Origin of the sequence: Limoniibacter endophyticus (genome assembly GCF_014652835.1) — a bacterium.
Lineage (GTDB): Bacteria > Pseudomonadota > Alphaproteobacteria > Rhizobiales > Rhizobiaceae > Limoniibacter > Limoniibacter endophyticus.
This window is the reverse complement of record NZ_BMZO01000001.1, coordinates 157605-183099: the sequence shown is the minus strand read 5'-3', so window position 1 is coordinate 183099 and position 25495 is coordinate 157605. Positions and strand designations below refer to the sequence as shown.

Annotated in this window: 24 protein-coding genes, 1 tRNA gene and 1 pseudogene; 14 read left to right on the top strand and 12 right to left on the bottom strand. The window is 56.4% G+C overall.

Going from position 1 to position 25495, the window contains the following annotated elements:
• The first annotated feature begins 171 nt into the window (after nt 1–171).
• The 9 genes from IE151_RS00920 to IE151_RS00880 all read left to right on the top strand — a co-directional run bounded on the left by IE151_RS00920 (nt 172) and on the right by IE151_RS00880 (nt 5430).
• Entirely contained in the window at nt 172–933 is a 762-nt protein-coding gene (locus IE151_RS00920) for a LexA family transcriptional regulator (RefSeq protein WP_189486888.1), read from the top strand.
• 103 nt (nt 934–1036) lie between these two features.
• Nucleotides 1037–1369: a hypothetical protein gene (locus IE151_RS00915; protein ID WP_189486886.1), complete on the top strand. Its 333-nt coding sequence runs from the start codon at nt 1037–1039 to the stop codon at nt 1367–1369.
• 156 nt (nt 1370–1525) lie between these two features.
• Nucleotides 1526–2644, top strand: a complete 1119-nt coding sequence (locus tag IE151_RS00910; protein ID WP_244636555.1) for an RtcB family protein — start codon at nt 1526–1528, stop codon at nt 2642–2644.
• A gap of 30 nt (nt 2645–2674) precedes the next feature.
• Nucleotides 2675–2908: a hypothetical protein gene (locus IE151_RS00905; protein WP_189486882.1), complete on the top strand. Its 234-nt coding sequence runs from the start codon at nt 2675–2677 to the stop codon at nt 2906–2908.
• Complete coding sequence (locus IE151_RS00900) at nt 2908–3051, top strand: hypothetical protein (RefSeq protein ID WP_189486880.1); 144 nt, start codon at nt 2908–2910, stop codon at nt 3049–3051. Before IE151_RS00905 ends, IE151_RS00900 begins: the two co-directional genes overlap by 1 nt.
• 82 nt (nt 3052–3133) lie before the next feature.
• Nucleotides 3134–3649: a hypothetical protein gene (locus IE151_RS00895; protein ID WP_189486878.1), complete on the top strand. Its 516-nt coding sequence runs from the start codon at nt 3134–3136 to the stop codon at nt 3647–3649.
• Nucleotides 3649–3966 (top strand): hypothetical protein, encoded by a 318-nt coding sequence (locus IE151_RS00890; RefSeq protein WP_189486875.1) that lies wholly within the window; start codon nt 3649–3651, stop codon nt 3964–3966. The genes IE151_RS00895 and IE151_RS00890 overlap by 1 nt, the downstream gene beginning before the upstream one ends.
• A gap of 164 nt (nt 3967–4130) precedes the next feature.
• Complete coding sequence (locus IE151_RS00885; protein ID WP_189486873.1) at nt 4131–4427, top strand: helix-turn-helix transcriptional regulator; 297 nt, start codon at nt 4131–4133, stop codon at nt 4425–4427.
• Nucleotides 4372–5430: a tyrosine-type recombinase/integrase gene (locus IE151_RS00880; RefSeq protein ID WP_189486871.1), complete on the top strand. Its 1059-nt coding sequence runs from the start codon at nt 4372–4374 to the stop codon at nt 5428–5430. The genes IE151_RS00885 and IE151_RS00880 overlap by 56 nt, the downstream gene beginning before the upstream one ends.
• Nucleotides 5431–5560: 130 nt before the next feature.
• On the opposite strand, the gene IE151_RS00875 is transcribed toward IE151_RS00880, so the two are convergent.
• The 9 genes and pseudogenes from IE151_RS00875 to coaD all read right to left on the bottom strand — a co-directional run bounded on the left by IE151_RS00875 (nt 5561) and on the right by coaD (nt 13203).
• Nucleotides 5561–5636 (bottom strand) — tRNA-Lys (locus IE151_RS00875).
• A 140-nt stretch (nt 5637–5776) separates the two neighbouring features.
• Nucleotides 5777–7268, bottom strand: a pseudogene (glpK, locus tag IE151_RS00870) (glycerol kinase GlpK).
• The gene (glpD, locus tag IE151_RS00865; protein WP_189486869.1) at nt 7268–8770 is read right to left on the bottom strand and encodes a glycerol-3-phosphate dehydrogenase; all 1503 of its coding nucleotides are present in this window, start codon (nt 8768–8770) and stop codon (nt 7268–7270) included. Before glpD ends, glpK begins: the two are co-directional and overlap by 1 nt.
• Before the next feature lie 77 nt (nt 8771–8847).
• Nucleotides 8848–9978 carry a tRNA guanosine(34) transglycosylase Tgt gene (gene tgt, locus IE151_RS00860; protein ID WP_189486867.1) on the bottom strand — a complete coding sequence of 377 codons (1131 nt, stop codon included), beginning with the start codon at nt 9976–9978 and terminating at the stop codon, nt 8848–8850.
• Entirely contained in the window at nt 9975–11054 is a 1080-nt protein-coding gene (queA, locus tag IE151_RS00855; protein WP_189486865.1) for a tRNA preQ1(34) S-adenosylmethionine ribosyltransferase-isomerase QueA, read from the bottom strand. Before queA ends, tgt begins: the two co-directional genes overlap by 4 nt.
• Before the next feature lies 1 nt (nt 11055).
• On the bottom strand, nt 11056–11505 hold the full coding sequence (locus IE151_RS00850; protein WP_189486863.1) for a DMT family transporter: 450 nt from the start codon (nt 11503–11505) through the stop codon (nt 11056–11058).
• A gap of 68 nt (nt 11506–11573) precedes the next feature.
• Complete coding sequence (locus tag IE151_RS00845; RefSeq protein ID WP_189486861.1) at nt 11574–12089, bottom strand: peptidylprolyl isomerase; 516 nt, start codon at nt 12087–12089, stop codon at nt 11574–11576.
• A gap of 28 nt (nt 12090–12117) precedes the next feature.
• The gene (locus IE151_RS00840; protein WP_189486859.1) at nt 12118–12693 is read right to left on the bottom strand and encodes a peptidylprolyl isomerase; all 576 of its coding nucleotides are present in this window, start codon (nt 12691–12693) and stop codon (nt 12118–12120) included.
• Nucleotides 12694–12711: 18 nt separating this feature from the next.
• A complete protein-coding gene (gene coaD, locus IE151_RS00835; protein WP_189487570.1) occupies nt 12712–13203 on the bottom strand; it encodes a pantetheine-phosphate adenylyltransferase in 492 nt (163 codons plus the stop codon).
• Between coaD and IE151_RS00830 the strand changes: the two genes are divergently transcribed.
• Complete coding sequence (locus IE151_RS00830) at nt 13190–13468, top strand: hypothetical protein (RefSeq protein WP_189486857.1); 279 nt, start codon at nt 13190–13192, stop codon at nt 13466–13468. The genes coaD and IE151_RS00830 overlap by 14 nt on opposite strands.
• Nucleotides 13469–13586: 118 nt before the next feature.
• Here IE151_RS00830 and gyrA read toward each other — a convergent pair whose 3' ends face one another.
• On the bottom strand, nt 13587–16376 hold the full coding sequence (gene gyrA, locus IE151_RS00825; protein ID WP_382344708.1) for a DNA gyrase subunit A: 2790 nt from the start codon (nt 16374–16376) through the stop codon (nt 13587–13589).
• A 320-nt stretch (nt 16377–16696) separates the two neighbouring features.
• Between gyrA and IE151_RS00820 the strand changes: the two genes are divergently transcribed.
• Nucleotides 16697–17326: a MarC family protein gene (locus IE151_RS00820; protein ID WP_189486856.1), complete on the top strand. Its 630-nt coding sequence runs from the start codon at nt 16697–16699 to the stop codon at nt 17324–17326.
• 237 nt (nt 17327–17563) lie between these two features.
• Here IE151_RS00820 and IE151_RS00815 read toward each other — a convergent pair whose 3' ends face one another.
• Both IE151_RS00815 and IE151_RS00810 read right to left on the bottom strand, forming a co-directional pair.
• On the bottom strand, nt 17564–17701 hold the full coding sequence (locus IE151_RS00815) for a hypothetical protein (RefSeq protein ID WP_189486855.1): 138 nt from the start codon (nt 17699–17701) through the stop codon (nt 17564–17566).
• A 430-nt stretch (nt 17702–18131) separates the two neighbouring features.
• Nucleotides 18132–18650: a single-stranded DNA-binding protein gene (locus tag IE151_RS00810; RefSeq protein ID WP_189486854.1), complete on the bottom strand. Its 519-nt coding sequence runs from the start codon at nt 18648–18650 to the stop codon at nt 18132–18134.
• Between the two features lie 309 nt (nt 18651–18959).
• Between IE151_RS00810 and uvrA the strand changes: the two genes are divergently transcribed.
• The 3 genes from uvrA (at nt 18960) to IE151_RS00795 (ending at nt 25025) form a co-directional block, all read left to right on the top strand.
• Complete coding sequence (uvrA, locus tag IE151_RS00805) at nt 18960–21881, top strand: excinuclease ABC subunit UvrA (RefSeq protein ID WP_189486853.1); 2922 nt, start codon at nt 18960–18962, stop codon at nt 21879–21881.
• A gap of 144 nt (nt 21882–22025) precedes the next feature.
• Entirely contained in the window at nt 22026–22838 is an 813-nt protein-coding gene (locus IE151_RS00800; protein ID WP_189486852.1) for a DUF72 domain-containing protein, read from the top strand.
• Nucleotides 22839–23795: 957 nt separating this feature from the next.
• The gene (locus IE151_RS00795) at nt 23796–25025 is read left to right on the top strand and encodes a serine hydrolase domain-containing protein (protein WP_189486850.1); all 1230 of its coding nucleotides are present in this window, start codon (nt 23796–23798) and stop codon (nt 25023–25025) included.
• Nucleotides 25026–25495: the final 470 nt, after the last annotated feature.

Here is a 25495-nt window from a genome sequence, read left to right as displayed (position 1 = left end):
GGCATTCCCTTATTGATGGCGGCCGTTCTTCGTGCGGCCGTTTCGCGTCTGATTTTGTTATTTGTTTTCGCAACGCAAATACACAATCGCACACTAAACGGGTGTAGTCAACTGGTTTATTGTAAAAATTTTCCGTCAATGGTATTCATCTTCTCAAAAAGGATAATTCCCATGAGCCGTCTTACCGATCGCCTTAAAGAGCAATTGAAGAAAACCGGCGTAAAGCAGGTAGACTTGGCGCGCGAGCTCGGCATCACACAGCAAGCCATCAACAACCTATTGAATGGCCGATCCCAGTCATCCGCCTACTGGCGAGAGATCGCGAGGATCCTGGACATTCCAGAGGAAGAGATGCGCGAACTGATGATTGAAGCCGGACGTGATCCACAAAGGAATACAACTCTTCCGGTGAATCTGAGGATTTTGCGAGGAATAACCGGCAATATCGAAGCCCCGGAATCTGGCGAAGCCGGAGATTTGCCGGCTCCGAACGCCATTATTGGAGATAACAAACTCCCGCAACCGCCCGCTAACCGCATGATTCCGGTGCTTGGCGAGGCAGTTGGCGGTGATGATGGCGAGTATCTGTTTAATGGCTCTGTGTTGGACTATATGCCCTGCCCGCCTTCTCTTTATAATGTGCCCCACGCCTACTGCGTCTTCGTCGATGGCGAGTCCATGTCGCCCAGGTATAAATCTGGAGAAACCGTCTACGTTCATCCGAGCAAGCCAGCTCGTCGCGGTGACGATGTCATCGTGCAGATAAAAGCCAGGGAAGAAGGCGCGTCGCCGCGAGGCTTCATAAAGGAAATGGTCGGATGGTCTGGCAGCAAGCTCATCCTAATGCAGCACAATCCATCCCGGCGAATCGAGTTCGACCGCGACGAGGTAGTGAGTGTGCACCCAATAATCCTTTCAGGAAAATACACATAAACTAAATTGATTGTTGACATAATGTAGTTCCCGTGATTTTATCTCCTCACCAGGCACGAAGAAGCGCAAGCCGATCTGCCTCAACCACTGAGGAGCTACTACCATGGAAAACGAAGAGAGAAGACCGAACACCCACGCCGCCTATAGCGACACACCCTTTCCGAGGCGCACCAAGAAGCCGCTGCCGCGCAAGGGAGAAAAGATAGGCGGCGGATTTTTCGTATTCCGTCGCGGTAAAAAAACTGGCCGCATCAGCGCCGGCAATAGCCTCCCTTACGAGCACCCTTCACTTGCCTCCGCTGCCGCAGAAGCTGCGCGCCTGGCCAAGATGAATCCCGGCGAAACCTTCGAAGTATTCGAAACGACAGGCGTTACCACTGGCTCTACCGAAGCTCTCCCCGAACCGTGGGACTTCGATCCTCGCTCGCTGAATTAAAACCACCCTTCCCCATCGCTGAAATTCACGCCGGACGCGCCGAGCATTGAGAGCGTGCGTCTAGAGGATCATTGCAACCAGAAAGGACGTCAGATGCCCGACTTCAAGATTTACGGTCAGCATGACGAAAAAACCATCAGACAGATGGAAACGTGCATGAATACAGGCAGCGCTGCGGCAGGCGTACTATGTGCAGATGGTCATTTGGGATATGCGCATCCAATCGGCGGTGTGGTTGGCTATACTGACCATATCAGCATCAGCGGCGTCGGCTTCGATATTGCCTGCGGCAATATGGCCGTTCGGCTGGATACGCCGTACGCGGATATCGCGCCACGCATCGGCATCATACTTCAAGACATTCAGTCTGTCGTCAGTTTTGGCGTCGGCCGCAAGAACGATGAGCGAGTCGAACACGAGCTTTTCGATCGTGATGACCTATGGCGAGCGGCAGACGTTGTGGATCTAAAGTCAATGGCGCAGAGCCAGCTCGGAACGGTCGGCTCGGGCAACCACTACGTCGATATATTCGAGGATGACGACGGGTCGACGTGGATCGGCGTTCACTTCGGCTCACGCGGTCTCGGCCACAAAATCACGACGAAGTATCTGGCTGCGGCCGGAGCTAAAGACGGCATGGAAGTCCCTCCTGCGCTGCTGCCTGCCGATGAGGACATGGGCCGGGGATATCTTGCAGGAATAGAGCTAGGCGGCTTGTACGCCTACGCTGGCCGCGAATGGGTGGTGGAGCGTGTCCGCCAGATCATCGGCGGTGCCGTGACATTCTGTGTCCACAACCATCATAACTTTGCTTGGCGAGAAACGCATAACGGCGTTGATATGTGGGTGGTGCGCAAGGGTGCAACGCCCGCCTTTCCTGGACAGTTCGGCTTTGTCGGCGGATCTATGGGTGACGATGCAGTCATTCTGAGTGGCGTCGACAGCCCGGAGAGCAAGGCAAGCCTTTATTCAACAGTTCATGGCGCCGGGCGCGTGATGTCTCGCACCGAAGCACGGGGCCGGTTCGTCCGCGATCCAGAAACAGGCAAAAAGATCCGTCAGCCCGGCAAGATCCGCCATGACGAATGGCAGAGGTGGATACGCTCGAAGGGCGTAACTGTCCTTGGCGGAGACCTTGACGAAGCACCACAGGCTTACCGCCGCCTGCCTGATGTTCTGGCCGAACACGCTGACACAATCAAAATAGAACACGTTTTGCATCCGCGCGGCGTCATCATGGCCGGTGGCAACGAGTTCGACCCGTACAAGGACTGATTCACCAACCACCACCAAGAGGAGCTACAAATGACCTACCCATGCCTATCAGCGACCGAATTCCAAGCGCAAGGCACGTCCGCCTCCGCCGTTCTCTCCATCGCGAAGTTTCTCGCAAAGCAGAATTATCCGACAGAAGCAAAACAGATGAGATCGGCAGCATTCGAGCTTGCCGACATGACCGGCATTCGTCTGCGCGCCAATCGCCAACACAGGCCGGCAAACGACAACCGCGCTCGTCGTTACAGCAAGAGGGCCGCGTGATGCCTGGCTTCTCTATTCACCGGCACAGTGACGCGGAAACGCGTCGCTATGCCATCCAGACGATGGCGCTTGGCGCGATAGTGTTCGCGGGCATTGTGGCGGTCGCCGCAATAGCCATTGTTGTGAAGGCGGGCCTGCTATGAACGCTTGGCTTTACGACATTTGCAATTTCGGCGCGGCTGTTGGCTTCACGTACATGGTCGGCCTTTGGACGGGGTATTGGTGATGGCTGATGCGAAGTTCCAAGATGCATTCGCAGCCAGCGGATTGCCGAGCCAGTTCAAGCGAGCCTTTGCGGTTGGAGTGCGGGCATATGTGGAAGCCATGCAGGCAGGTGACAGTGAGGTTACTAAGCACGTAGAAAATGCGATGCGGGCGAAGCGTCGAGAACTCATTGCTATTCCGCTCGAACGCGCTTGGTCGGAACTAGCTCGCGCTGCAATTGAGGCGATGCAGGCAGGTGAGAGCGAGGCGGTAAACGATACTCTCGCCGCAGAGGCAGAGCTTAGCATAGTGAGAAAAGAGCGTGACGCCCTACAGGCCGAGAACGAACGGATGCGGGAAGCGCTTAAGCCATTCGCAAAGGCTGCGGAAAACTGGCTGCCGATGGAGCAATCTGACATTGATGCGCCCGCACGTCTGGAGCATCCGAATTATGGTCTTGAGCGCCATGGAGAATTTACGTTCGGAGACCTATTCAATGCCCGTGCAGTCCTCGCGGAACAGGAAGGCGGTGCGTGATGGGGAAGCCAGCATTTACGCCGGGTCCGTGGTACGCGGACAGAAAAGGACAGGTTGGGCCGCGAAGCGATGCAGATGACCAATCCAACGGAATGATTGTGCCTATTGCCGATGTTTACGGCGACAACCGCCATGACGACGCCCGTCTTTTTGCCGCCGCCCCTGAATTGCTTGAAGCATTGGAAATACTGACGGCAAACGTTGAAAATGCGTGGCCGTCGCTTTCAAATCTTGGCCCATTGGTAAATGCCCGCGCCGCCATCGGCAAGGCAAAACCGGACCAAGCAGCCCTCGCAGAAGAGAAAGGCGGTGCGTGATGACTATGATTGAGCGCGTGGTAAGGGCTATCAAAGCGCAAGATGATGCGACGTTCTGTTCCAGAAGGCTGCGGAGATTGGGATCACGTTGTCCCCAAAGAGACGCGGCTATTCTGGATATGGCAAGCCATGCATTCCGCCGCCCTCGCAGAACAGGAGAAGTCATGACGACCGACAACGACAATTCGCCTCGCCTCATCGGCAGAAGAGACGCGGCGACCTACTTAGGTATCTCCGAATCGACCTTCTCCATGTGGGTTGCCACGCATAAGATGCCGTCCACGATTGCCGGAACTCGGAAATGGGACCGTCGCGCGATAGATGCCAAGCTAGACGAGATCAGCGGCTTGACTGCCGCCAATGACAACGTTGAAGACGAGTTCGAGAAATGGGAGCGCGAACAGAATGCGCGAAAGGCTCAAAGGGCTGGCCACAGTAAACAAGCGTCTCGCAAGTGGTAAGACGATAACCTACTGCTACGCATGGCGCGGCGGCCCTCTGTTGAAAGATAAGGCCGGGCGACCGATCCAGCCAGGCGACCCGTTGCTCTTGCGCGCTTTCGTTGAGGCAACAAAAGATCGTTTCGTTGATCCCAGCGAGAACATGAAGAAGCTGATTACCGAGTATAAGGCATCAGCAGACTTTACCAGGACGACCGCAAAGACACAGAAGGAATATAATCGCTATCTCGATCTAATACGCGACGAGTTTGGTGATATGTCCTTGTCCGTACTTCAGGACAGGCGTACGCGCGGCAAGTTTAAAGAATGGCGTGACACAATGTCTGATCGGCCTCGGACAGCGGACCTTGCATGGTCGGTGCTCGCTCGCGTCCTGTCGTGCGCCAAGGATCGAGGTCGCATTACCATTAATCTCGCTGAGCGCGGCGGACGACTCTACAGTGCAGATCGGAAGGAGAATCTCTGGACGGACGATAAACTTGAAGCTCTTTTCGCGGTAGCGTCCGCTGAGATCAAGGCGGCAGTCGTGATGGCGCTCTGGACCGGTCAGCGCAAGGGTGACCTCCTCGTAGCTCCTTGGAGCGACTACGACGGATCCTCGATCAAGGTAAAGCAGAGCAAGACGGGGGCGCGAGTGAAAATCCCGATCGGCGGGCCATTGAAAACGCTTCTGGACAGCATGCCACGAATCTCGACTGTGATCCTGACCAGCAAGAAGCACAAACGTCCTTGGACGAAGGACGGATTCAACACCAGTTGGTCGAAGGCGAAGAATAAGGCTGGCTGCCAGAATCTCACGTTCCACGACCTGCGGGGCACTGCGGTGACTAGGCTGGCCATCGCCGGGTGCTCGACCGCACAAATCGCATCCATCACCGGCCACAGCCTCAAGGACGTAGAGTCGATCCTTGACACGCACTACCTGGGCGGAAAGACGACGCTGGCCGAACAAGCAATTGCGAAGCTGGAATCGTTTGAGGCTGCCAAAAACTCACTTAAGTGAAATCCCGACCTGATCGGGCTTTCACTAGCAAAGGTTGAGTCGTTGGAACATCCGACGAACGGATTTTGCAAACTGCCACCAGATTTTGCAAACCGACCAACAGCATAGGACTGCTAAGTCATTGATTTAATGGTGAGCGCGCAGGGGTTCGAACCCTGGACCTACTGATTAAAAGTCAGTTGCTCTACCGGCTGAGCTACGCGCTCCTAGCGTGCGAAAACACCGCTGGAATGGCGCGGAACATAGTTGCGCCTCGCCATCCGGTCAACCGTAAAAACGGCGCCATTTCTTGAATTTACACTGCTATCACAAACAAAATCGCTGACCCTGCGGAAGAGAAATGCGCTTACGCCTGAAGCGTAGCACTAATGGCTCTCTTCCAGCCTGAAATTTTTGCTTCGCGAATCGCGCTGTCCATAAGCGGTTCGAAACGGCGTTCACACGACCAGTTTTGTGCAAAGTCAGCCATATCCGGCCACAACGCGATATGACTTCCCGCAAGCCATGCAGCGCCGAAAGCAGTGGTTTCAAGAATGTCTGGGCGATCTACCGGCGCGTTGAGAATGTCCGCGAGGCGCTGCATCGTCCAGCCGGAGGCTACCATGCCGCCATCGACCCGCAGAACTGTGTCGCTGGTTCCCTGCCAGTCGCCGTGCATCGCGTCGAGCAGATCGCGGGTCTGGAAAGCAACCGATTCGAGTGCGGCGCGGGCGAAGTCTGCGGGGGAGGAATTTCTGGTGAGGCCGAAGATCGCGCCGCGCGCTTCCGGCTCCCAATGTGGCGCCCCGAGGCCGACAAAAGCCGGTATCATGTAGAGCTGGTCGCCCTCGGCCTCCGATTTCTCTGCCAGCTCACCGCTCATCTCGGCGCTGTGGATGATCCTCAGCCCGTCGCGCAACCATTGCACGGCGGCACCTGCGACGAAAATAGATCCCTCCAGTGCGTAAGTCGTCTTGCCGTTCAGGCGATAGGCGATGGTCGAAAGCAGGCGGTTGTTGGAATATACGCGTTTTTCACCGGTATTGAGCAGCGCAAAGCAGCCGGTGCCATAGGTCGATTTCAGCATACCGGGAGAGAAGCACGCCTGCCCGATCGTAGCGGCCTGTTGATCGCCCGCCACCCCGCAGATGGGAATTTCCGCGCCGAAGAACGATTTGTCACACGATCCGAAATGGGCGGCGCAATCCAGGACTTCCGGCAGAACGCTTTCCGGTATGTCAAAAAGATCGAGGAGTTCATCGTCCCAGAGCTGGCGCTCGATATCAAACAAAAGCGTGCGCGAAGCATTGGTGGCGTCAGTTACGTGATTTCGGCCTTTCGTCAGTCGCCAGATGAGATAGGAATCAATCGTCCCGGCAAGGAGATCGCCGTTCTCTGCCGCTGCCCGTGAGCCGGTTACATTATCGAGCAACCACGAAAGCTTGGTACCCGAAAAATATGGATCAAGCAGGAGCCCGGTCCGCTCCGTCACCAGCGCTTCGTCCACTCGCCTTCAGATCGCGGCACATGTGGGCTGTTCGACGATCCTGCCAAACAATGGCGTTATGGGCGGGTTTGCCGCTTTTTTTATCCCAAAGAACAACCGTCTCTCGCTGGTTGGTGATGCCGATTGACGCAATCTCGCCCGCAGTAATACCGGCTTTATCGATTGCACCACGACAAGTGGTCACGACGGTCGCGAATATTTCCTCCGGATCATGTTCAACCCAACCGGAATGAGGAAAAATCTGCCGGAATTCGCGCTGATCGATGGCAACAGTCCGCATCTTTTCGTCGAACAGGATCGCCCGTGTCGAGGTCGTTCCCTGGTCGATTGCCAGCACGAATTTTTCTGCCATCAGACCGTCTCCTCCGTCGCCTGCATCATGAACTTCTCCAGTGTCTCCTTGTCGGGCTGAGCGATGCGCAGTCCCAGCTTGGTGCGCCGCCACAAAATGTCCTCGGCATGCCGCGCCCACTCCCTTTTCATTAGGTAACGGACTTCGGCCTCATAGAGATCTGCACCAAAATGCTGGCCAAGGTCTTCCTTCTTCGCGGCACGGCCAAGAAGCGCAGTGACTTGCGTCCCGTAAAGTCGCGTCAGACGATGCATATGCGCCTCTTCAAGGAATGGATAAGCGGCATGATGCCGCGCAACCAGTCCTCCAAGTCCACCGACGGCGAAATCTCCGCCTGGCAACGGCGTTCCGGCTGGAAGCGCAGCACCGCGCTTGCCGATTCGCGTTTCGATCAGTTCCATGGCGGAAAGCGCCAGACGCCGGTAGGTCGTGATCTTCCCGCCGAAAATATTGACGAGCGACAGGCCGTTCGTGTCGTCTGACTTCAATACATAATCCCGGGTAGCTTCCTGCGCCTTCGTTGCGCCGTCGTCGTAGAGCGGCCGTACGCCGGAATAGCTCCAGACCACGTCCTCCTCATGCACGGGCTGAGAGAAATAATCGCTTACCGCCGCGCAAAGATAACGTGTCTCTTCCTGCGAGATTTTCGCATTGGCCGGATCAGCGCGATAATCGCTATCGGTCGTGCCGATGAGCGTGAAATCATCCTCATAGGGGATAGCAAAGACAATACGCCCGTCGCCGTTCTGGAAAATATAAGCGCGGTCATGTTCGAATTTTTTCTTCACGACGATGTGGCTGCCTTGCACAAGACGGACGTTGTGCACATCGTCGTGATCCGCCTGCATATTAAGAACGTCATCTATCCAGGGACCCGCGGCATTCACCACGATCCTGGCTTGAATGCTCTTTATCTTCCCCGTCACCTGGTCGAGAAGATCGATTGTCCAGTGCTGGTCGCGAGCCAGACCCGTTACCTTGGTTCGCGTGCGGATACTTGCGCCGCGTTCGGCCGCATCGCGGGCGTTGAGAGTCACAAGCCGTGCGTCATCAACCCAGCAATCGGAATATTCGAAACCGCGCGAGAAGCCTGGCTTGAGCGGCTTGCCCGTCACGTCGTGTTTCAGATCTAGCGTCTTTGTCTTGGGCAGAAGTTTGCGACCGCCCAGGTGGTCGTAGAGGAAAAGACCGGTGCGCAGCAGCCAGGCCGGGCGCAGGTCCGATGAATGCGGCAGGACAAAACGCAGCGGCCATATGATATGCGGTGCTATGGCAAGCAGCACCTCGCGTTCCTGCAGCGCTTCGCGCACAAGCCGGAACTCGTAGTGCTCAAGATAGCGCAACCCGCCATGGATCAGCTTGGTGGAGGCGCTGGACGTTCCGCTGGCAAGATCGTTTTGTTCTGCCAGCACCACCGAGAATCCTCGCGCCGCTGCCTCTCTCGCAATCCCGCATCCGTTGATGCCGCCACCAATGATCGCGATATCGTATGTCTTCGTCAAAGGTGAATCCTTTCATGCGGCGCGGTCTGGTCTCGCGACCGTTTCGCCACCCTCCATGACAGGAAAATGACGCAAGCTCAAAGCAGCGGGATATCGCCCCGTTGCCAGCCCTCGGTAATCTCGGTTGCACGCTGTTCAAAGCGACCCTGTGCAATGGCCTCACGAATCTCGGCCATGAGGTGCTGATAGTAGGCCAGATTGTTCCAGGTCAGCAGCATGCCGCCAAGAGCTTCGTTCGACCGCACCAGATGATGCAGATAAGCGCGGGAATAATCGCGCGTCGCCGGGCATGCGCTTTCCTCATCCAGAGGGCGATGATCTTCGGCGTGGCGTGCATTGCGCAGGTTGATCTTGCCATGACGCGTGAACGCAAGACCATGGCGCCCTGCCCGGGTCGGCATGACGCAATCGAACATGTCGATACCGCGCGCCACCGATTTCAAAATATCGTCCGGTGTTCCCACGCCCATCAGATAGCGGGGTTTCTCGTGAGGCAAGCGCTCGCAGGTCACGTCGAGCATGGCCAGCATCACATCCTGCGGCTCGCCAACCGCCAGACCGCCGACGGCGTAACCTTTCAGATTCATGGCGGCCAGCGCGTCGGCTGAGCGCATGCGCAGCGTCTCATTGTCGCCGCCCTGCACGATCCCGAACATTGCCTTTCCGGGCTGGTCGCCGAAGGCGGTCTTGCATCGTTCCGCCCAGCGCAGCGACATCTCCATGGCGCGCTCCATCTCGCTGACCGGAGCCGGCAGTGCGATGCACTCGTCCAGCTGCATCTGGATGTCCGAATCGAGCAGGCCTTGAATTTCAATGGACCGCTCAGGTGACATTTCGTGCTTGGAGCCATCAATATGCGAATTGAAGACGACGCCCTTCTCGCTTATTTTCCGCAACTGAGACAGAGACATGACCTGAAAGCCGCCGGAATCCGTCAAGATCGGATAAGGCCAGCGCGCAAATTCATGCAAGCCCCCCAGCTTGGCAACGCGCTCGGCGCCGGGGCGCAGCATCAAGTGGTAGGTATTTCCAAGAATGATATCGGCGCCCAGGTCACGAACTTGATCGAGATACATGGCCTTCACGGTTCCGGCCGTACCTACCGGCATGAAGGCTGGCGTGCGGATCGTCCCGCGTGGCATGGAAATCTCACCGCGACGGGCCTTGCCGTCGGTTGCCAACAGGCGAAAGGAAAATTCACTGTTCATCGGTCGTCTCGTGTCAGCAGGCTGGCATCGCCGTAGGAATAGAAGCGATACCCTTGCGCAATGGCATGCACATAAGCCTGCTTCATCTTTTCCAGCCCGCAAAAAGCCGAGACCAGCATGAAGAGCGTGGACTTCGGCAAGTGGAAATTCGTCATCAGCACGTCTACCGCACGGAACCTGTAGCCGGGCGTAATAAAAATATCAGTCTTGTCAGCGTAGGCATGAATCTCGCCATGTTCATCGGTCGCGCTTTCAAGCAAGCGCAGCGACGTCGTGCCAACGGCAACGATCCGCCGCCCAGCCTGTTTTGCCGCGTTAATGCGTTCTGCCGTTTCCACGCTGATGATGCCGATTTCTGCATGCATGCGATGATTTTCCGTATCATCCGCTTTGACAGGTTGAAATGTTCCTGCGCCAACATGAAGCGTTACAAAACAATGCTCTAAACCAATCTCCTCAAGTCGGGCAATAAGCTCCGGCGTGAAATGCAAGCCTGCCGTCGGAGCGGCTACAGCCCCTTCGTCACGGGCAAAGACGGTCTGATAATCGCGCTTGTCCTGATCATCATCCCCGCGACGAGAGGCGATGTAAGGCGGCAGTGGCACGTGGCCGATTTCGCGCAACGCATCGTCCAGATAGGGACCGGATAGGTCGAAAGCGAGCAGCACGTCGCCGTTCTCGCTCTTTTCCACAACGGTAGCGTCAAGCGTTCCAAGGGTACATGCGCTGTCGAGCGTCCGGCCGAAGCGGATGCGGTCACCGGCCTTCAAACGCTTTCCGGGCTTCATGAATGCGCGCCAGCGGTCAGGTGCTTCGCGCAGATGCAGGGTTCCCTCTATGGCGACGACATTACCGTCGCGCTCGCGAATGCCGCTCAGATGCGCCGGGATAACCCGCGTATCGTTGAAAACCAGCAGATCGTCCGGACGAAGGAGATCAGGCAGGTCCGCCACCGTCTTGTCAACTAGGGGACGATCGCCTTCGACCACGAGAAGCTTGGCACTTTCCCGCGGTTCGGCGGGACGAAGCGCAATCAACTCGTCAGGAAGTGTGAAATCGAACAGATCTACGCGCATGTCAGGTAGTCCGAATCAACAGAGCGCCGCTCAAGAGCAGAATGGCCCCGGCAATGCGTCCCAGACTGATTTCGCGCACGGCCAGACCGAAGATGCCAATACGATCGATGACGATGCCAGCAAGAAGCTGGCCCGCCATGATGAAGGCCATGGTGGATGCGGCCCCAAGGCGAGTAACGAGGAAGATCGAGCAGGTGACATAGAAGGCGCCAAGAACACCGCCCGCGATGAAGAGCCACGGCGCGGGCGCGCGCCAGTTGATGGCCTGCCCCTGACCTTGCATCATAATGGCGGTGATAATCGCGAGAATAACCGCTCCGGTCAGAAACGAAATGGCGGCAGCAGCAACAGGCATCCCCAAGCCGCGCGCCAGTTGCGCATTGATCGGCGCTTGCAACGCTACGAACGAGCCGGAGACGACCCCCAGCAGGGACCAGAGAATTCCCACCATTTCTTTCAGACTTTCAAGAGAACATGCCGCCGCGTTGCTGAGAACGCGACGGCGTCGTGGATATGTAATCAGGCGGCGATGTCGGCTGCGACCTTCATGGAAACGATCTTGTCCGGATTCTGGACCGGCTCGCCACGCTTGATCTTGTCGACGTTTTCCATTCCTTCAGAGACCTTGCCCCATACTGTATACTGCTTGTCCAGGAAGGTTGCGTCGTCAAAGCAGATGAAGAATTGCGAATTGGCCGAGTTCGGATTCTGGGCGCGTGCCATGGAGCAAGCGCCGCGCAAGTGCTTTTCATTGCTGAACTCGGCACGCAAGTCAGGCTTGGACGAGCCGCCCATGCCAGCGCGAGCGGGATTGTAATCATTGTTGGACGAATTGCCGAACTTGACGTCGCCGGTCTGGGCCATGAAACCATCAATGACGCGGTGAAAGACGACACCGTCATAAGCGCCTTCGCGGGCCAGTTCCTTGATGCGTGCAACGTGGTTCGGAGCGAGATCCGGGCGCAGTTCAATAACGACCTGTCCTTGCGTGGTTTCCAGAACGAGCGTGTTTTCCGGGTCCTTGTACTCGGCCATTTTCTTTCCTTTCAGTGATAGACTTGCGTTACTGCTGATCGCCGGTGCGAACGCTGATCATGCGGTCGGGATTGGCGACAGAGCCGTTGTTGGAGGCACGACCCTTCTTGATATTGTCGATGAATTCCATACCGCTCTCGACCTGGCCAACGATGGTATATTGACCATCGAGTGATGGGTAAGGCGCGAACATGATGAAGAACTGGGAGTTGGCGGAATTCGGATTTTGCGAACGCGCCATGCCGACGGTTCCCCGATGGAATTTCTCGGTCTTGGAGAATTCTGCCGGCAAATCCGGCTTGTCGGAGCCGCCCATACCGGCCATTGCTTCGTTTCCGCCTTCCTTGCCATATTGCACGTCGCCGGTCTGCGCCATGAAATCCGGGATGACACGGTGGAAAGCCACGCCATCATAAGCGCCCTCCTTCGCCAATTCCTTCAGGCGCTCGACATGCTTGGGTGCAAGGTCTGGACGCAGCGCAATCTGCACGTCCCCATCCTTTAGCTTAATGATGAGCGTGTTTTCGGGCGAAGCGGCGAATGCTCCATGCGCGAATGAGACCGAGGCGACGAGCGCCAAAGCGGCGAGTTTTGCAAAACGCATTTATTTCTCCAAATTCGATCAGGCGAATTTCCTGGCCAGCGCATCGGCGACCACTTTCGGAACGAAGGGGCGAACGTCGCCGCCCATGGAAGCGATCTGGCGTACAAGTGTGGCGGTAATTGTGCGCACCGAAGGACTGGCAGGTAGAAAAACCGTCTGCAGGTCAGGCGCCATCGTTTCGTTCATGCCCGCCATCTGCATTTCATAATCAAGATCTGTGCCGTCGCGCAGGCCGCGGATCATGGTCGAGGCGCCCTTCTCGCGCGCCGCGTCGATAACAAGGCCCTTGAACGCCATTACCTCGATGCGCTCTGCATCTGCGCCAAGCAGTTCCCTGGCGGAGGTGTTGATGAGTTCGACGCGTTCATCGAAGGTGAAAAGCGGCTGCTTGCCCGGATGCACGCCAATGGCGGCATAGACCCGGTCTGAAACCGAAAGAGCGGCTTTCAACACGTCCAGGTGACCATTGGTCAAAGGATCGAACGAGCCGGCATAGATGGCGATGCGCAACGTCATGGAAGCTTCCTATCTTAATCCGCGGAGCGATGAAATAGCCATGCTGCCTTTGCGCCCACGAAAGTTGGTTCCCGCCTTTTCAAGAAAAACATGGTTAAGGTTTTATGAAGCAGGGTTGGAACCAAGCCAATATGGTCTCGTTATTTTCCCGAACCAAGGAGAACGACACTGTGATGATTATTCTGCTCGCAAGCGCAATGATGATCTTTATGCTGATCGCCACGGCTTTCAGCCTGCATCAGGACGCGCAGGACAATGACATAAGGCATCTTGAAAACCGTTTCAGCATGTATCGTCGATGAAACAGTTTTCTCATCGCCCAAAGTAAAGGCCGGCGTGAATGCCGGCCTTTACTGATTCTGGTGGCCGGGAGAGCGTTATTCCTGCGCTTCGCCGTCGCCATTCTCTGGCAGGCTGCCGTCGATGATAGCTTCATCGATTTCGCCATCCTCGCCCTGCGGCTCGGAAATAGGCTCGACCGAGACGACACGCTCGTCGCCACTGGTCCGGAAAACCTTGACACCCTTAGTTGCACGGCTTGCAATACGAATGTCGTGCACCGGCACGCGGATCACCTGCCCTCCATTGGTCACCAGCATGATCTGGTCGTCATTGGCAATCGGGAAGGCAGCAACCAGCTGGCCGATTTCATTCGTTTTGGAAACGTCCGTCGCGCGAATGCCCTTGCCTCCACGGCCGGTGACGCGGAAATCATATGAAGACGATCTCTTGCCGTACCCGAACTCGGTAATGGTCAGAACGAACTGTTCGCGCGCCTTGAGCTCTTCATAGCGCTCTGCGGAGAGCGAGGTTTCCTCGCCGATCTCCTCATTGGTAAGCGCGACTTCCTCTTCCGCCTCACCGGAGATTGCGCGACGCTCGGTAGCGGACTGCTTGAGATAGGCTGCGCGCTCTGCGGGCGATGCATCCACGCCACCCAGGATAGTCATCGAAATGACCTTGTCGCCGGGTGCTAGCGCAATGCCGCGTACGCCCACCGAATTGCGGCCCGCGAAAACACGAACATCATTGACCGAGAAACGAATGCATTGTCCAGATTGCGCGGTCAGCAAGACATCGTCGAATTCGGAGCAGGTCGAGACGCCAAGAATTTCGTCGGCCTCGTCTTCCAGCTTCATGGCGATCTTGCCGTTGCGGTTCACCTGGGTGAAATCCGACAGCTTGTTGCGACGAACCGTGCCACGAGTTGTGGCGAAAAGCACATCTAGCGTTGCCCAGCTCTCCTCGTTCTCAGGCAGTGGCATGATGGTCGTGATACGCTCGCCCTGCTGCAAGGGCAGCATATTGATGAGAGCCTTGCCACGCGACTGCGGGGTTCCAACCGGGAGGCGCCAGACCTTTTCCTTGTAAACGATGCCGCGCGAGGAAAAGAACAGGATCGGCGTATGCGTGTTGGCCACGAACAGCCGTGTCACGAAATCCTCATCCTTGGTCGACATGCCGGAGCGGCCTTTGCCGCCGCGACGCTGCGCCCGGTAGAGCGACAGCGGTACGCGCTTGATATAGCCCGAATGCGATACGGTGACGACCATGTCCTCGCGTTGGATCAGATCCTCGTCGTCCATGTCGCCAACGCCGTCGACGATTTCAGTCCGCCGGGGTGTACCGAATTCTTCGCGAACCGCGGCGAGCTCATCCTTGACGATGTTCATTATGCGTTCGCGGGATGCGAGAATTTCCAGATAATCGGCTATCTCCACGCCGATCTCATTCAATTCATCGGCGATTTCGTCGCGACCAAGAGCGGTCAAACGGGCAAGGCGCAGCTCGAGAATAGCGCGCGCCTGCTCTTCCGACAGATTATAAGTCTTGTCTTCGTTGATCCGGTGACGCGGATCGTCGATCAGGCGGATGAGCGATTCAACATCCTCCGCCTGCCAGTTACGCTCCATCAACTGCTGGCGCGCAGTTGCCGGATCTGGTGCGTGGCGGATTAGTTTGATCACTTCGTCGATATTGGCAACGGCAATCGCCAAACCGACCAAAACATGCGCGCGTTCGCGTGCCTTGCGCAGCAAATATTTCGTACGGCGCGAGATAACATCTTCGCGGAAGGCGATGAAGGCCTTCAGCATATCGATCAGACTGAGCTGCTCGGGCTTGCCGCCATTGAGCGCGACCGTGTTGACGCCGAACGATGTCTGCAGCGGCGTGTAACGATAAAGCTGGTTCAGAACGACATCGGCAACGGCATCGCGCTTCAGTTCGATGACGACACGATAGCCCTGACGATCACTCTCGTCACGAATGTCGGAGATGCCTTCGATGCGCTTGTCGCGCACCAGTTCGGCCATTTTCTCGATCATCGAGGCCTTGTTGACCTGATACGGGACTTCCGTGACAATGATCGCTTCGCGCTCGCCGCGCAGCGTCTCTATATCGACCTTGCCGCGCATCATGACCGAGCCGCGACCTGTCTCGAAGGCGCTACGAATACCGGCACGGCCGAGAATGAGGCCGCCTGTAGGGAAGTCAGGACCGGGAATGATCTCCATCAACTCGGTGAGATCCATTGCCGGATTGTCGATCAGCGCAATTGCGCCGGACACAACCTCCGAGAGATTGTGCGGCGGAATGTTGGTCGCCATGCCAACCGCGATGCCACCCGAACCGTTGACCAGAAGGTTTGGAAAGCGCGCAGGCAGAACCATGGGTTCGCTGACCGTGCCGTCATAATTGTCCTGGAAATCGACTGTATCCTTGTCGATGTCTTCCAAAAGCTCGTGCGCAACCTTGGTGAGACGCGCTTCCGTATAACGCATCGCTGCAGGCGAATCCCCGTCGATGGAACCGAAATTGCCCTGCCCGTCGATCAGCGGCACACGCAAAGACCAGTTCTGCGCCATGCGAACCAAGGCATCATAGATCGAAGCGTCACCGTGAGGGTGATATTTACCCATCACGTCGGCGACGGGACGCGCCGATTTGACGTATTTTCTGTTCCAGTGATAGCCGCTCTCATGCGAAGCGTAGAGAATGCGTCGATGTACCGGCTTGAGGCCATCGCGTACGTCGGGAAGCGCGCGGCTCACGATCACGCTCATCGCGTAATCGAGATAGGAACGCTGCATCTCGTCGATGATCGATACTGGTTCGATCCCTGTCGGATCGTCACCGTGGTCCTTGGGTTTCGTCAAGTCGGTCAAATCAGATCACTGCAAAAAATGGAATCATTTATCCTCTATAAAGGATACGTTTGACATTGACCAATAGTGCGGCGCTATCGTGACCTTCTATGCACCGAAAAGCACATCACCGAAGCGTCTTTCTCGGAAACGGTGCGTTGTCGAGGAAAGATCGCAGGTCTCTGCTTCAGATGCATCTACTCCCCTTACCGGCGGTCATTGTCGGAATTAATCGTTGCGTAAGCGGCATCCGGCTGGCGTGATGCCGGGTGAACCGCTAAGCACTCGATAACGCGGCTGTCGCGACCAACGCGAATGAGAAATGAAAGAGGAACCAGGCGATGCCAAACGCGGAACTCCTATTCAACGCCTTTGTCACGTTGTTGGTCACCATTGATCCACCGGGGCTTGCACCGCTGTTTCTTGGTGTGACGCGAGGCATGTCGCGCGCAGAGCGCAAGATTGTTTCCGTGCGCGCTTCCATCATTGCCTTCTGCCTGCTCGCGGCCTTCGCGTTGTTCGGCGCGGCAACCTTGCAGATGCTCGGCATCACTCTGCCGGCATTTCGCGTCGCCGGTGGAATACTGCTCTTCGTCATTGCCTTCGAGATGATATTCGAACATCGGCAGCAGCGTCATGAGAAGAGTGCCGACAGAGCAATCTCCAAGGACATGATCCACAATGTCGCTGCGTTTCCGCTGGCCATTCCGCTCATCGCCGGACCCGGTGCAATTTCCGCCACCGTGCTGGTCTCCGGACAGATGAACACGATTGTCGGGCAACTGGCGCTTCTTGGCATTATCGCCATCTGTATCGCCCTGACCTATGCTGTTTTCCTGCTTGCAGAGCGTGTCGATGGCCTTTTGGGCGAAACGGGCCGTTCCGTACTGACCCGCTTGCTCGGTGTCATTCTTGCAGGCCTTGCGGTCCAGTTCGTTGCCGATGGCATCAAGGCGCTGATCGCGGCTTAGCGATCGGCGGCTGGCGGTTTGGCGGAGTCCGCATAAAGAATAAGTGTGTCATCGAGATAAAAAAGACCTTGTGAGTGCATGCTGTCGCTAAAAGCCCGATTGTCGCCAAAAGCCTGGCCAACGCCGGTAGAATTCTGAGCCCTTCTTGCGCGGCTTCATTTTGAGACGACCGCTCCGGCAATGTTCAGAGCGCGCATTTCAATCCGTTTCAAAGATGGTGGAAATACCCTGCAGTCATCATGCGCCGATGATCTCTGCCGCATCTGCAAGCAGCACACCTTTAAAGCGGTCGAACAGATACAGGAATCTATATGATAATGATCGGGTTCGGGTTTTAGGATTGGCGGGAATGGCATGGTGGTCGATATCGAGCAACGCACCAATTTCCAGTCTCGCACGATAGCATATTTCTTCCGCGGGCTCTTTGGTTGCGGCAAATCACATATACTCGCCATTATCGACCGGGCTGTCTGAAAGAAGCCATTTGTCGAGCGTCTTGTGACGGATGACCAGTACTTGATTTTCGTTCACATAGGAGCGCGCTTGCCGGCACATGTGCAGGAAATGTCTTGGGTGAACGCATGTCCGCAGCGTTACGCCACAATAACTTGATGCGGCCGAGATCTCACTCTTCTGTAAGCTTGTTTTGCAAACGTCTCATCAACCCGATGAGGTGGGCATTACCGGCATATGTCATTCGTCGCTGCCAGGGGTGCCAGGAAGTTTCCGGACGCATCAGGATATCGATGCGCCCGAAGCAGATCACGAAAGATGTGGCTTCAAACCGCCGCGTCGAAGACCCTGATTAGAACGGGATTTCGTCGTCCATATCCGAGCCGATGCCGCCGCGGCTACCGCCACCGGTGCTTCCGCCGCGACCGGAACCGTAATTGTCGCCTGGGCTGGATTGGCCGAATTCGGAACGTCCGCCGCTACCACCGCCGTAGCTTACCTGTCCTCCGCCGCCTTCGCCGCGCGCATCAAGCATCTGCAATTCGCCCCGGAATTTCTGCAGCACGACTTCCGTCGTATAGCGGTCATTACCGTTCTGGTCCTGCCATTTACGCGTCTGCAGTGCGCCTTCGAGATAGACCTTTGCACCCTTCTTCAAATATTGCTCCGCCACCTTGGCGAGATTTTCGTTGAAGATGACGACGCTGTGCCATTCGGTGCGTTCCTTGCGCTCGCCTGAATTGCGATCCCGCCAGGTTTCGGACGTGGCAATTCGCAAATTGACCACAGGCTCGCCCGAATTCAGCCGCCGTACTTCCGGATCTGCCCCCAGATTGCCCACCAGGATTACTTTATTGACACTACCCGCCATCTTACTCTCCGCTCAAATTCGCGCACAAAACGATGGATCATCCTAAACGAAGCATTGCCGGAATAACTCCCGCAAACCTCATGTTTCAGCGATCGTCCACAAGCTTCAAACGCGTCGCGTTCTATTTTTGTTCGATTTAACCACCGCGCGCCAAGGAATGTCAATCGCTCGAAAAAAGATTGTTCCTTTTTTGTTCTTTTTGCTTGCGAAACCCTTGGAAAGAGGATTAAACCAACCGATATTGCGGTATCCGGCACCAGACCACCGCCGGCATCTATAAAAGACAGGCTGAACGGAGCGGCGGACGCCATGGCGGAGCTCAAGTCCATTTCCATTCGCGGTGCGCGCGAGCATAATCTGAAAAATGTCGATCTCGACCTACCGCGTGATTCCCTCATCGTGATGACGGGTCTTTCGGGCTCCGGCAAGAGTTCGCTCGCCTTCGACACGATCTACGCGGAAGGCCAACGCCGTTACGTCGAAAGTCTCTCGGCTTATGCACGGCAGTTTCTGGAGATGATGCAGAAGCCCGATGTCGACCAGATCGACGGTTTGTCGCCGGCGATTTCCATCGAACAGAAGACGACTTCCAAGAACCCGCGCTCGACCGTCGGCACCGTGACCGAAATCTACGACTATATGCGCCTGCTCTTCGCGCGCGTCGGGGTTCCCTATTCGCCTGCGACGGGTCTGCCGATCGAAAGTCAGACGGTCAGTCAGATGGTCGATCGCATCCTGGCGCTCGACGAGGGAACGCGGCTTTATCTTCTCGCCCCCATCGTGCGGGGTCGCAAGGGCGAATATCGCAAGGAAATCGCCGAGCTACAGAAGAAGGGTTTTCAACGCGTCAAGATCAACGGCGAGTATTATGAGATCGGCGATGCGCCGGTGCTCGACAAGAAGTTCAAGCACGACATCGACGTTGTGGTCGATCGCATTGTCGTGCGAAGTGATCTCGGCACACGTCTGGCCGATAGCCTGGAGACCTGCTTGCGTCTCGCAGATGGTCTGGCGATTGCCGAGTTTGCCGACAAGCCATTGCCCCCGGAGGCGCTTTCGGGCGTATCCGCCAACAAGTCTAAGAACGAGACGCATGAGCGCATGCTCTTTTCGGAAAAATTCGCGTGTCCCGTGTCGGGTTTCACCATTTCCGAGATTGAGCCACGTCTTTTTTCCTTCAACAATCCGTTCGGTGCCTGCCCGACCTGCGATGGGCTTGGAAGCCAGCGCGCGATCGATCCTAACCTGATCATTCCGGACCCGACGCTGACGCTAAAGGCCGGCGCCGTCGCGCCTTGGGCAAAGTCCAGTTCGCCTTATTATATGCAAACGCTGCAGGCACTGGGTGAAAGCTACGGCTTCAAGGTCACGGATCGGTTCGAAGCGCTGGGCAAGGAAGCGCAGGACGCGATCCTGCACGGCACGGGTGAGCGCAAGATCGCCTTCCAGTATGATGACGGCATGCGCTCCTACAAGACCAGCAAAACATTCGAAGGCGTTATTCCGAATCTGGAGCGCCGCTGGCGCGAAACCGATTCGGCGTGGGCGCGCGAGGAAATAGAGCGTTTCATGTCGGCCACGCCCTGCCCCGCGTGCAACGGCTATCGTTTGAAACCGGAGGCGCTGGCGGTGAAAATTGCTGGCAGGCATATCGGCCAGACGACGGAATTGTCGATCCGCAAGGCCGTCGAATGGTTTGGCAACCTGCCCGACGCGATGAGCGACAAGCAGAATGAGATCGCCGTCCGTATTCTGAAGGAAATCCGTGAACGCCTGCAATTTCTCAACGACGTCGGCCTGGATTATCTTACGCTTTCCCGTAATTCGGGCACGCTTTCGGGGGGCGAAAGTCAGCGTATCCGGCTGGCCTCGCAGATTGGTTCGGGGCTGACCGGTGTTCTTTATGTACTGGACGAGCCATCCATCGGTTTACATCAGCGCGACAATGATCGTCTGCTTGATACGCTGAAGCATCTGCGGGATCTGGGCAATACGGTCATTGTAGTCGAGCATGACGAAGATGCGATTCTCACGGCAGACTATGTTGTCGATATTGGGCCGGCGGCCGGCGTCCATGGCGGGCAGATCATTGCGCAAGGTACACCGCAGGAGGTCATGCGCAATCCCGCTTCGATCACCGGTAAATATCTGACGGGCGAGCTCGCCATTCCAATGCCGCAGGAGCCGCGGGCAATCAAGAAAAACCGGATGATCAGGGTTGTCGGTGCGCGCGGCAACAATCTGAAAAATGTCAGCGCCGATATTCCGATTGGGACGTTTTGCGCGGTTACGGGTGTATCGGGCGGCGGCAAGTCGACCTTCCTGATCGAGACGCTATTCAAATCGGCGTCGCGTCGTATCATGGGCTCGCGCGATCATCCTGCCGAACATGATCGCATCGAAGGTCTGGAATTCCTGGATAAAGTCATCGACATTGATCAGTCGCCGATCGGGCGCACGCCACGATCAAATCCTGCAACATATACCGGTGCCTTCACGCCAATCCGCGACTGGTTCGCCAATCTCCCGGAAGCCAAGGCGCGCGGATATCAACCCGGCCGCTTCTCCTTCAACGTGAAGGGCGGACGTTGCGAGGCGTGCCAGGGCGACGGCGTCATCAAGATCGAGATGCACTTCCTGCCGGATGTTTATGTCACCTGTGACGTCTGTCACGGAAAGCGCTACAATCGAGAAACGCTCGACGTGACCTTCAAGGGCAAGTCGATTGCCGATGTACTGGATATGACGGTCGAGGAAGGCGTGCAGTTTTTCTCTGCCGTGCCGAGTGTACGTGACAAGCTGGTAACGCTGGAGAAAGTCGGTCTCGGCTATATCAAGGTCGGGCAGCAGGCGACCACCCTTTCGGGGGGGGAAGCGCAGCGCATCAAGCTTGCAAAGGAACTCTCCCGCAAGGCCACCGGCAAGACGCTATACATTCTCGATGAACCGACGACGGGTCTGCATTTCCACGACATCGCCAAGTTGCTCGAAGTGCTGCATGAGCTGGTCGATCAGGGAAATACCGTTGTCGTCATCGAGCACAATCTCGAAGTTATCAAGACAGCGGACTGGATCGTCGACCTCGGACCGGAAGGCGGCGATGGCGGCGGTGAAATCGTGGCGGCGGGACGTCCTCTCGATATTATTGCGGAGAAACGTTCCTACACCGGGAAATTCCTGAAGGAAGTTCTGGAGCGCCGCCCCGCAAAACGGGTGGAGGCCGCCGAGTAAGTTGTCATGAAACCGATGGATATGCTGCAATGCGTACGGGCGGGCATCGTACGCATTCGCTTCAAGCATGCGACTGGTTTTTGGGCATAAGCGACAAGTGCAGCTGCTGAGCCGCCGCGCTTACGGATTATTGGGAGGTTTGATATGACCGAGCACGCAGCAAGAATCCGCGCTGGCATGGGCGGCTGGACGTTCGAACCGTGGGATGAGAGCTTTTATCCGGAGAAGCTTGCAAAGAAGCGTCAACTGGAGTTTGCCAGTCGAGCCGTACCGGCGATCGAGGTCAATGGCACTTATTATGGTTCGCAGAAGCCGGAAACCTTTGCCAAATGGGCTTCCGAAACACCTGACGATTTCATTTTCACGCTGAAGGGCAATCGCTTCGTTACCAATCGCAGGATACTTGCCGAGGCCGGTGAGTCCATGGAACGGTTCCTTTCAAGCGGGATCAGCGAGCTGGGAGCAAAGCTTGGCCCGATCCTCTGGCAATTTATGCCGACAAAAAAATTCGATCAGGAGGATTTCGAAGCCTTCTTGAAACTGCTGCCGAGTAAACAGGACGGCATCGTCCTGCGGCATGCGCTGGAAGTGCGTAATGAGAGTTTCTGCACGCCGCAATTTCCGGCGCTCGCCCGCAAATATGGATGTGCCATCGTGTATGCGCACCATGCGGAGTATCCGGAAATTGCCGATGTGACTGGAGATTTCGTCTATGCACGCTTGCAGCGCGGCAGCGATGACAATCCCGATTGTTATCCGGACAGCGATCTCGATGCATGGGCGAAGCGGACACAAATCTGGGCTGATGGCGGCACGCCCGATGATCTCCCCTATATCGGCCAGGTTGGTGATGCAGAGAAAAAGCCGCGGGACGTTTTTGTCTTCTTCATCACGGAGGGCAAGGTGCGTGCGCCTTTCGGCGCGCAGGCGCTGATGCGGAGGCTGCGAGGCGAGTAACGCAGGGCGGTCCTCAGGCATGGCAAAGAGAGGCGGAGCCGGATTGGCCGAGGAGGACGTCGGTGATCATATTTGCAACCATGACAGCATCGGTGCAACCGGGTGACGACACAAGACACTGACTTAATCGCGAGGCGGGCGGATATGATTGACGAAATCTTTTTGAAGATACGCCGCTGCCTGACGGTTGTCCGGTCTGAATACGCAGCAGAATGATATCACTAGGCGGCAAGTCGCGCCGCCACTCACGGGCCTGATATCCTTGGTATTCAACGGAACTCGGGGACGAGAGTGACCGAGGGGAGTATAGACGCTCGTCTGAGCGCTGGACACGCGTCGGCGCTGGCTTTCCGCTGGCGTATCTTCGCAAATGCCGAATAGTCATGACTGAAATCCGCCACGGCGAATGCCGCACGGTTGATGGGAAATGAAATGGGATCAGGGCATGTGGCCCGTTGCATTTCATTTCAATTTCGCATGCTTCCACATGCCCTGACGGTATCTGGAAGAACCCGAAGAGGAGAGAAGGTCGCAAATCTTCTCTCGTTCGGCCCTCCGTCCGGCTTGCCAGGCCAAACGGCGGTTTCCGCCCGCTGTCTCAGCGTCTCGGTGTTCGGGAGCTCACCTATCCCTGACGCACGAGAAGTATCGCGCAGCCGGCCAGGGTGTGGATGGATTTGGGCGATCTAGCGGCGCTTATTTTTTTAAATGATTGAAATTGCTTGGATAATTATTCCATTGACGCTGATATGCATCCACGATGAAGACTTTTTTGTAAGGCTTTGAATTTATTCGATTATTATGTTCTCTAATGAGGCGTGCACTATTTCTGTTGCCCGTGGAGACGAAGGAAAGCTTTAGTCGGACAAGTCCCGGTCTAATCGTTCCGGTCGGCAGGATCTGCCCTTGCTTCGGAGAGTGGCTTGAGAAACAGTGGGAGCATCTTGGGAGGTGATCATGATCGAGCAAAAACCAGCGGGCCGTCTTATCCTGGGGGCAGCATTATACGCGGCAACGTGCCTGAACGCGGTTGCGCAAACACCGAAAAATCCGCACAGCGGCGAGAAGATCGGCACTGTCGAACAGGTTTACGACGGGGCACTGTTACCGGACGACGCAGTCGCGACTTTCCGCAATATCGATCGCCTGTTCCCAACGCGCGTGGTCAAGGCGGGCGGTCGCCCTTCCGAACTCCCGAGATCCGAGAAGCAACTGGTCAATGTCAGCTTCAAGATCGGCGACGAAAGCTATGACCTTCATGATTTCATGGCGCTCGACAGCATCACGGCGCTGCTTGTGTTGAAGGATGGTAAGATCGCCTACGAAACCTATCAGCGCGGCAATACGGAAGATACGCGTTGGATGTCGATGTCAGTGGCGAAGTCGATCACTTCAACTCTAACCGGCATCGCGATAAAGGATGGGCTTATTTCGGGTCTGGATGCGCAGGTAGTGGATTATGTTCCGGCGCTGGAAGGCAGCGCCTATGATGGCGTTACGGTTAGGGACGTGCTGATGATGTCGTCCGGGGTCAAGTGGAACGAAACCTATACGGATCCCGGTTCTGACCGGCGCGCATTGCTGAAGGCACAGATATCGCAAGAGCCGGGATCGGCGATGAAGCTTATGGCGTCCCTGCCCCGCGCGGCAGAACCAGGCACGGTCAATACTTACAGTACCGGCGAAACACAGGTGCTTGGCGAGATCGTCAGGGGTGCGATCCGAAAGCCGCTGTCGGAATATCTGTCTGAGAAAATCTGGCGGCCGGCTGGCATGGAATCTGATGCCACGTGGTGGCTGGATTCACCGGACGGTGTCGAGATCGGGGGGAGCGGCATCAGTGCCACGTTGCGCGACTACGGCCGTTTCGGCCTGTTCTTCCTGAATGAAGCCAAGGTGGACGGGATCTCTGCCCTCCCCGACGGCTGGGTTGCGGAGGCATCGCAGCCGACAAAGCTTAAGAATGGCGAGACGCTTGACTATGGCTATATGTGGTGGACGGGGTGGACCGAGCCGTCGATTAACGACAAGGCCTTTGCAGCGATCGGCATTCACGGCCAGAACATCTATATTAACCCAGCGAAGAATGTCGTTATCGTTACATTCGGCGCGCAGTCGAAACCGACCGGCAAAGAGCCGATCGATCCGCTGGAGTTTTTCGACGCGGTTGCTGAAGAGCTGAACTAGGCAAAATCTCTCAATCATGAATAAGGGCGTGACGGTCCTAACAATTTCTGACGGTTGGACAGCTCCCCATAAGGAGTTGCTCAACCATGCCAGCTACGCTCCTCTCGCCCTAGCGATTATGGCAGAGGTCGCCGAACAAGTGCGATGAAAGCCTTCGGGGCTTTACCCGCCTTTCTCCGTCACTCATCGATGGCTGCTCGTCGCTCTTGCTGAATGAGTGATTTATGGACAGCGCCTGGATGCAGCCGGTTTGATAGGTGTTGCACTTATCGTCTCGTTATCAACCTGCTGTCGAAAACGACGTCCATCGAGACATTGATTAGTTTTAAAACGCAAAAAGCCGCTGGACTGATCCAACGGCTCCCGCTTCTCACGTGAGAGTGCGCCCTCTTTGCTCAACTCGCCAGTACATCCGTGGTCGGAAAAGCTGAGGACTAAAAGCGCATCGACCTCGTCAGGGACGCGCTGCA

What these genes read in the sequence shown, in the direction of transcription:
- IE151_RS00905 (WP_189486882.1), top strand. Translation starts at nt 2,675, where the DNA reads ATGACCTACCCATGCCTATCAGCGACCGAATTCCAAGCGCAAGGCACG.
- IE151_RS00880 (WP_189486871.1), top strand. Translation starts at nt 4,372, where the DNA reads ATGCGCGAAAGGCTCAAAGGGCTGGCCACAGTAAACAAGCGTCTCGCA.
- IE151_RS00810 (WP_189486854.1), bottom strand. Translation starts at nt 18,650, where the DNA reads ATGGCGGGTAGTGTCAATAAAGTAATCCTGGTGGGCAATCTGGGGGCA.
- IE151_RS00895 (WP_189486878.1), top strand. Translation starts at nt 3,134, where the DNA reads ATGGCTGATGCGAAGTTCCAAGATGCATTCGCAGCCAGCGGATTGCCG.
- IE151_RS00845 (WP_189486861.1), bottom strand. Translation starts at nt 12,089, where the DNA reads ATGGCCGAGTACAAGGACCCGGAAAACACGCTCGTTCTGGAAACCACG.
- tgt (WP_189486867.1), bottom strand. Translation starts at nt 9,978, where the DNA reads ATGAACAGTGAATTTTCCTTTCGCCTGTTGGCAACCGACGGCAAGGCC.
- IE151_RS00830 (WP_189486857.1), top strand. Translation starts at nt 13,190, where the DNA reads ATGGCGATGCGCAACGTCATGGAAGCTTCCTATCTTAATCCGCGGAGC.
- IE151_RS00800 (WP_189486852.1), top strand. Translation starts at nt 22,026, where the DNA reads ATGACCGAGCACGCAGCAAGAATCCGCGCTGGCATGGGCGGCTGGACG.
- IE151_RS00840 (WP_189486859.1), bottom strand. Translation starts at nt 12,693, where the DNA reads ATGCGTTTTGCAAAACTCGCCGCTTTGGCGCTCGTCGCCTCGGTCTCA.
- uvrA (WP_189486853.1), top strand. Translation starts at nt 18,960, where the DNA reads ATGGCGGAGCTCAAGTCCATTTCCATTCGCGGTGCGCGCGAGCATAAT.
- IE151_RS00885 (WP_189486873.1), top strand. Translation starts at nt 4,131, where the DNA reads ATGACGACCGACAACGACAATTCGCCTCGCCTCATCGGCAGAAGAGAC.
- IE151_RS00915 (WP_189486886.1), top strand. Translation starts at nt 1,037, where the DNA reads ATGGAAAACGAAGAGAGAAGACCGAACACCCACGCCGCCTATAGCGAC.
- IE151_RS00910 (WP_244636555.1), top strand. Translation starts at nt 1,526, where the DNA reads ATGAATACAGGCAGCGCTGCGGCAGGCGTACTATGTGCAGATGGTCAT.
- IE151_RS00795 (WP_189486850.1), top strand. Translation starts at nt 23,796, where the DNA reads ATGATCGAGCAAAAACCAGCGGGCCGTCTTATCCTGGGGGCAGCATTA.
- IE151_RS00900 (WP_189486880.1), top strand. Translation starts at nt 2,908, where the DNA reads ATGCCTGGCTTCTCTATTCACCGGCACAGTGACGCGGAAACGCGTCGC.
- queA (WP_189486865.1), bottom strand. Translation starts at nt 11,054, where the DNA reads ATGCGCGTAGATCTGTTCGATTTCACACTTCCTGACGAGTTGATTGCG.
- IE151_RS00850 (WP_189486863.1), bottom strand. Translation starts at nt 11,505, where the DNA reads ATGGTGGGAATTCTCTGGTCCCTGCTGGGGGTCGTCTCCGGCTCGTTC.
- IE151_RS00920 (WP_189486888.1), top strand. Translation starts at nt 172, where the DNA reads ATGAGCCGTCTTACCGATCGCCTTAAAGAGCAATTGAAGAAAACCGGC.
- IE151_RS00820 (WP_189486856.1), top strand. Translation starts at nt 16,697, where the DNA reads ATGCCAAACGCGGAACTCCTATTCAACGCCTTTGTCACGTTGTTGGTC.
- IE151_RS00890 (WP_189486875.1), top strand. Translation starts at nt 3,649, where the DNA reads ATGGGGAAGCCAGCATTTACGCCGGGTCCGTGGTACGCGGACAGAAAA.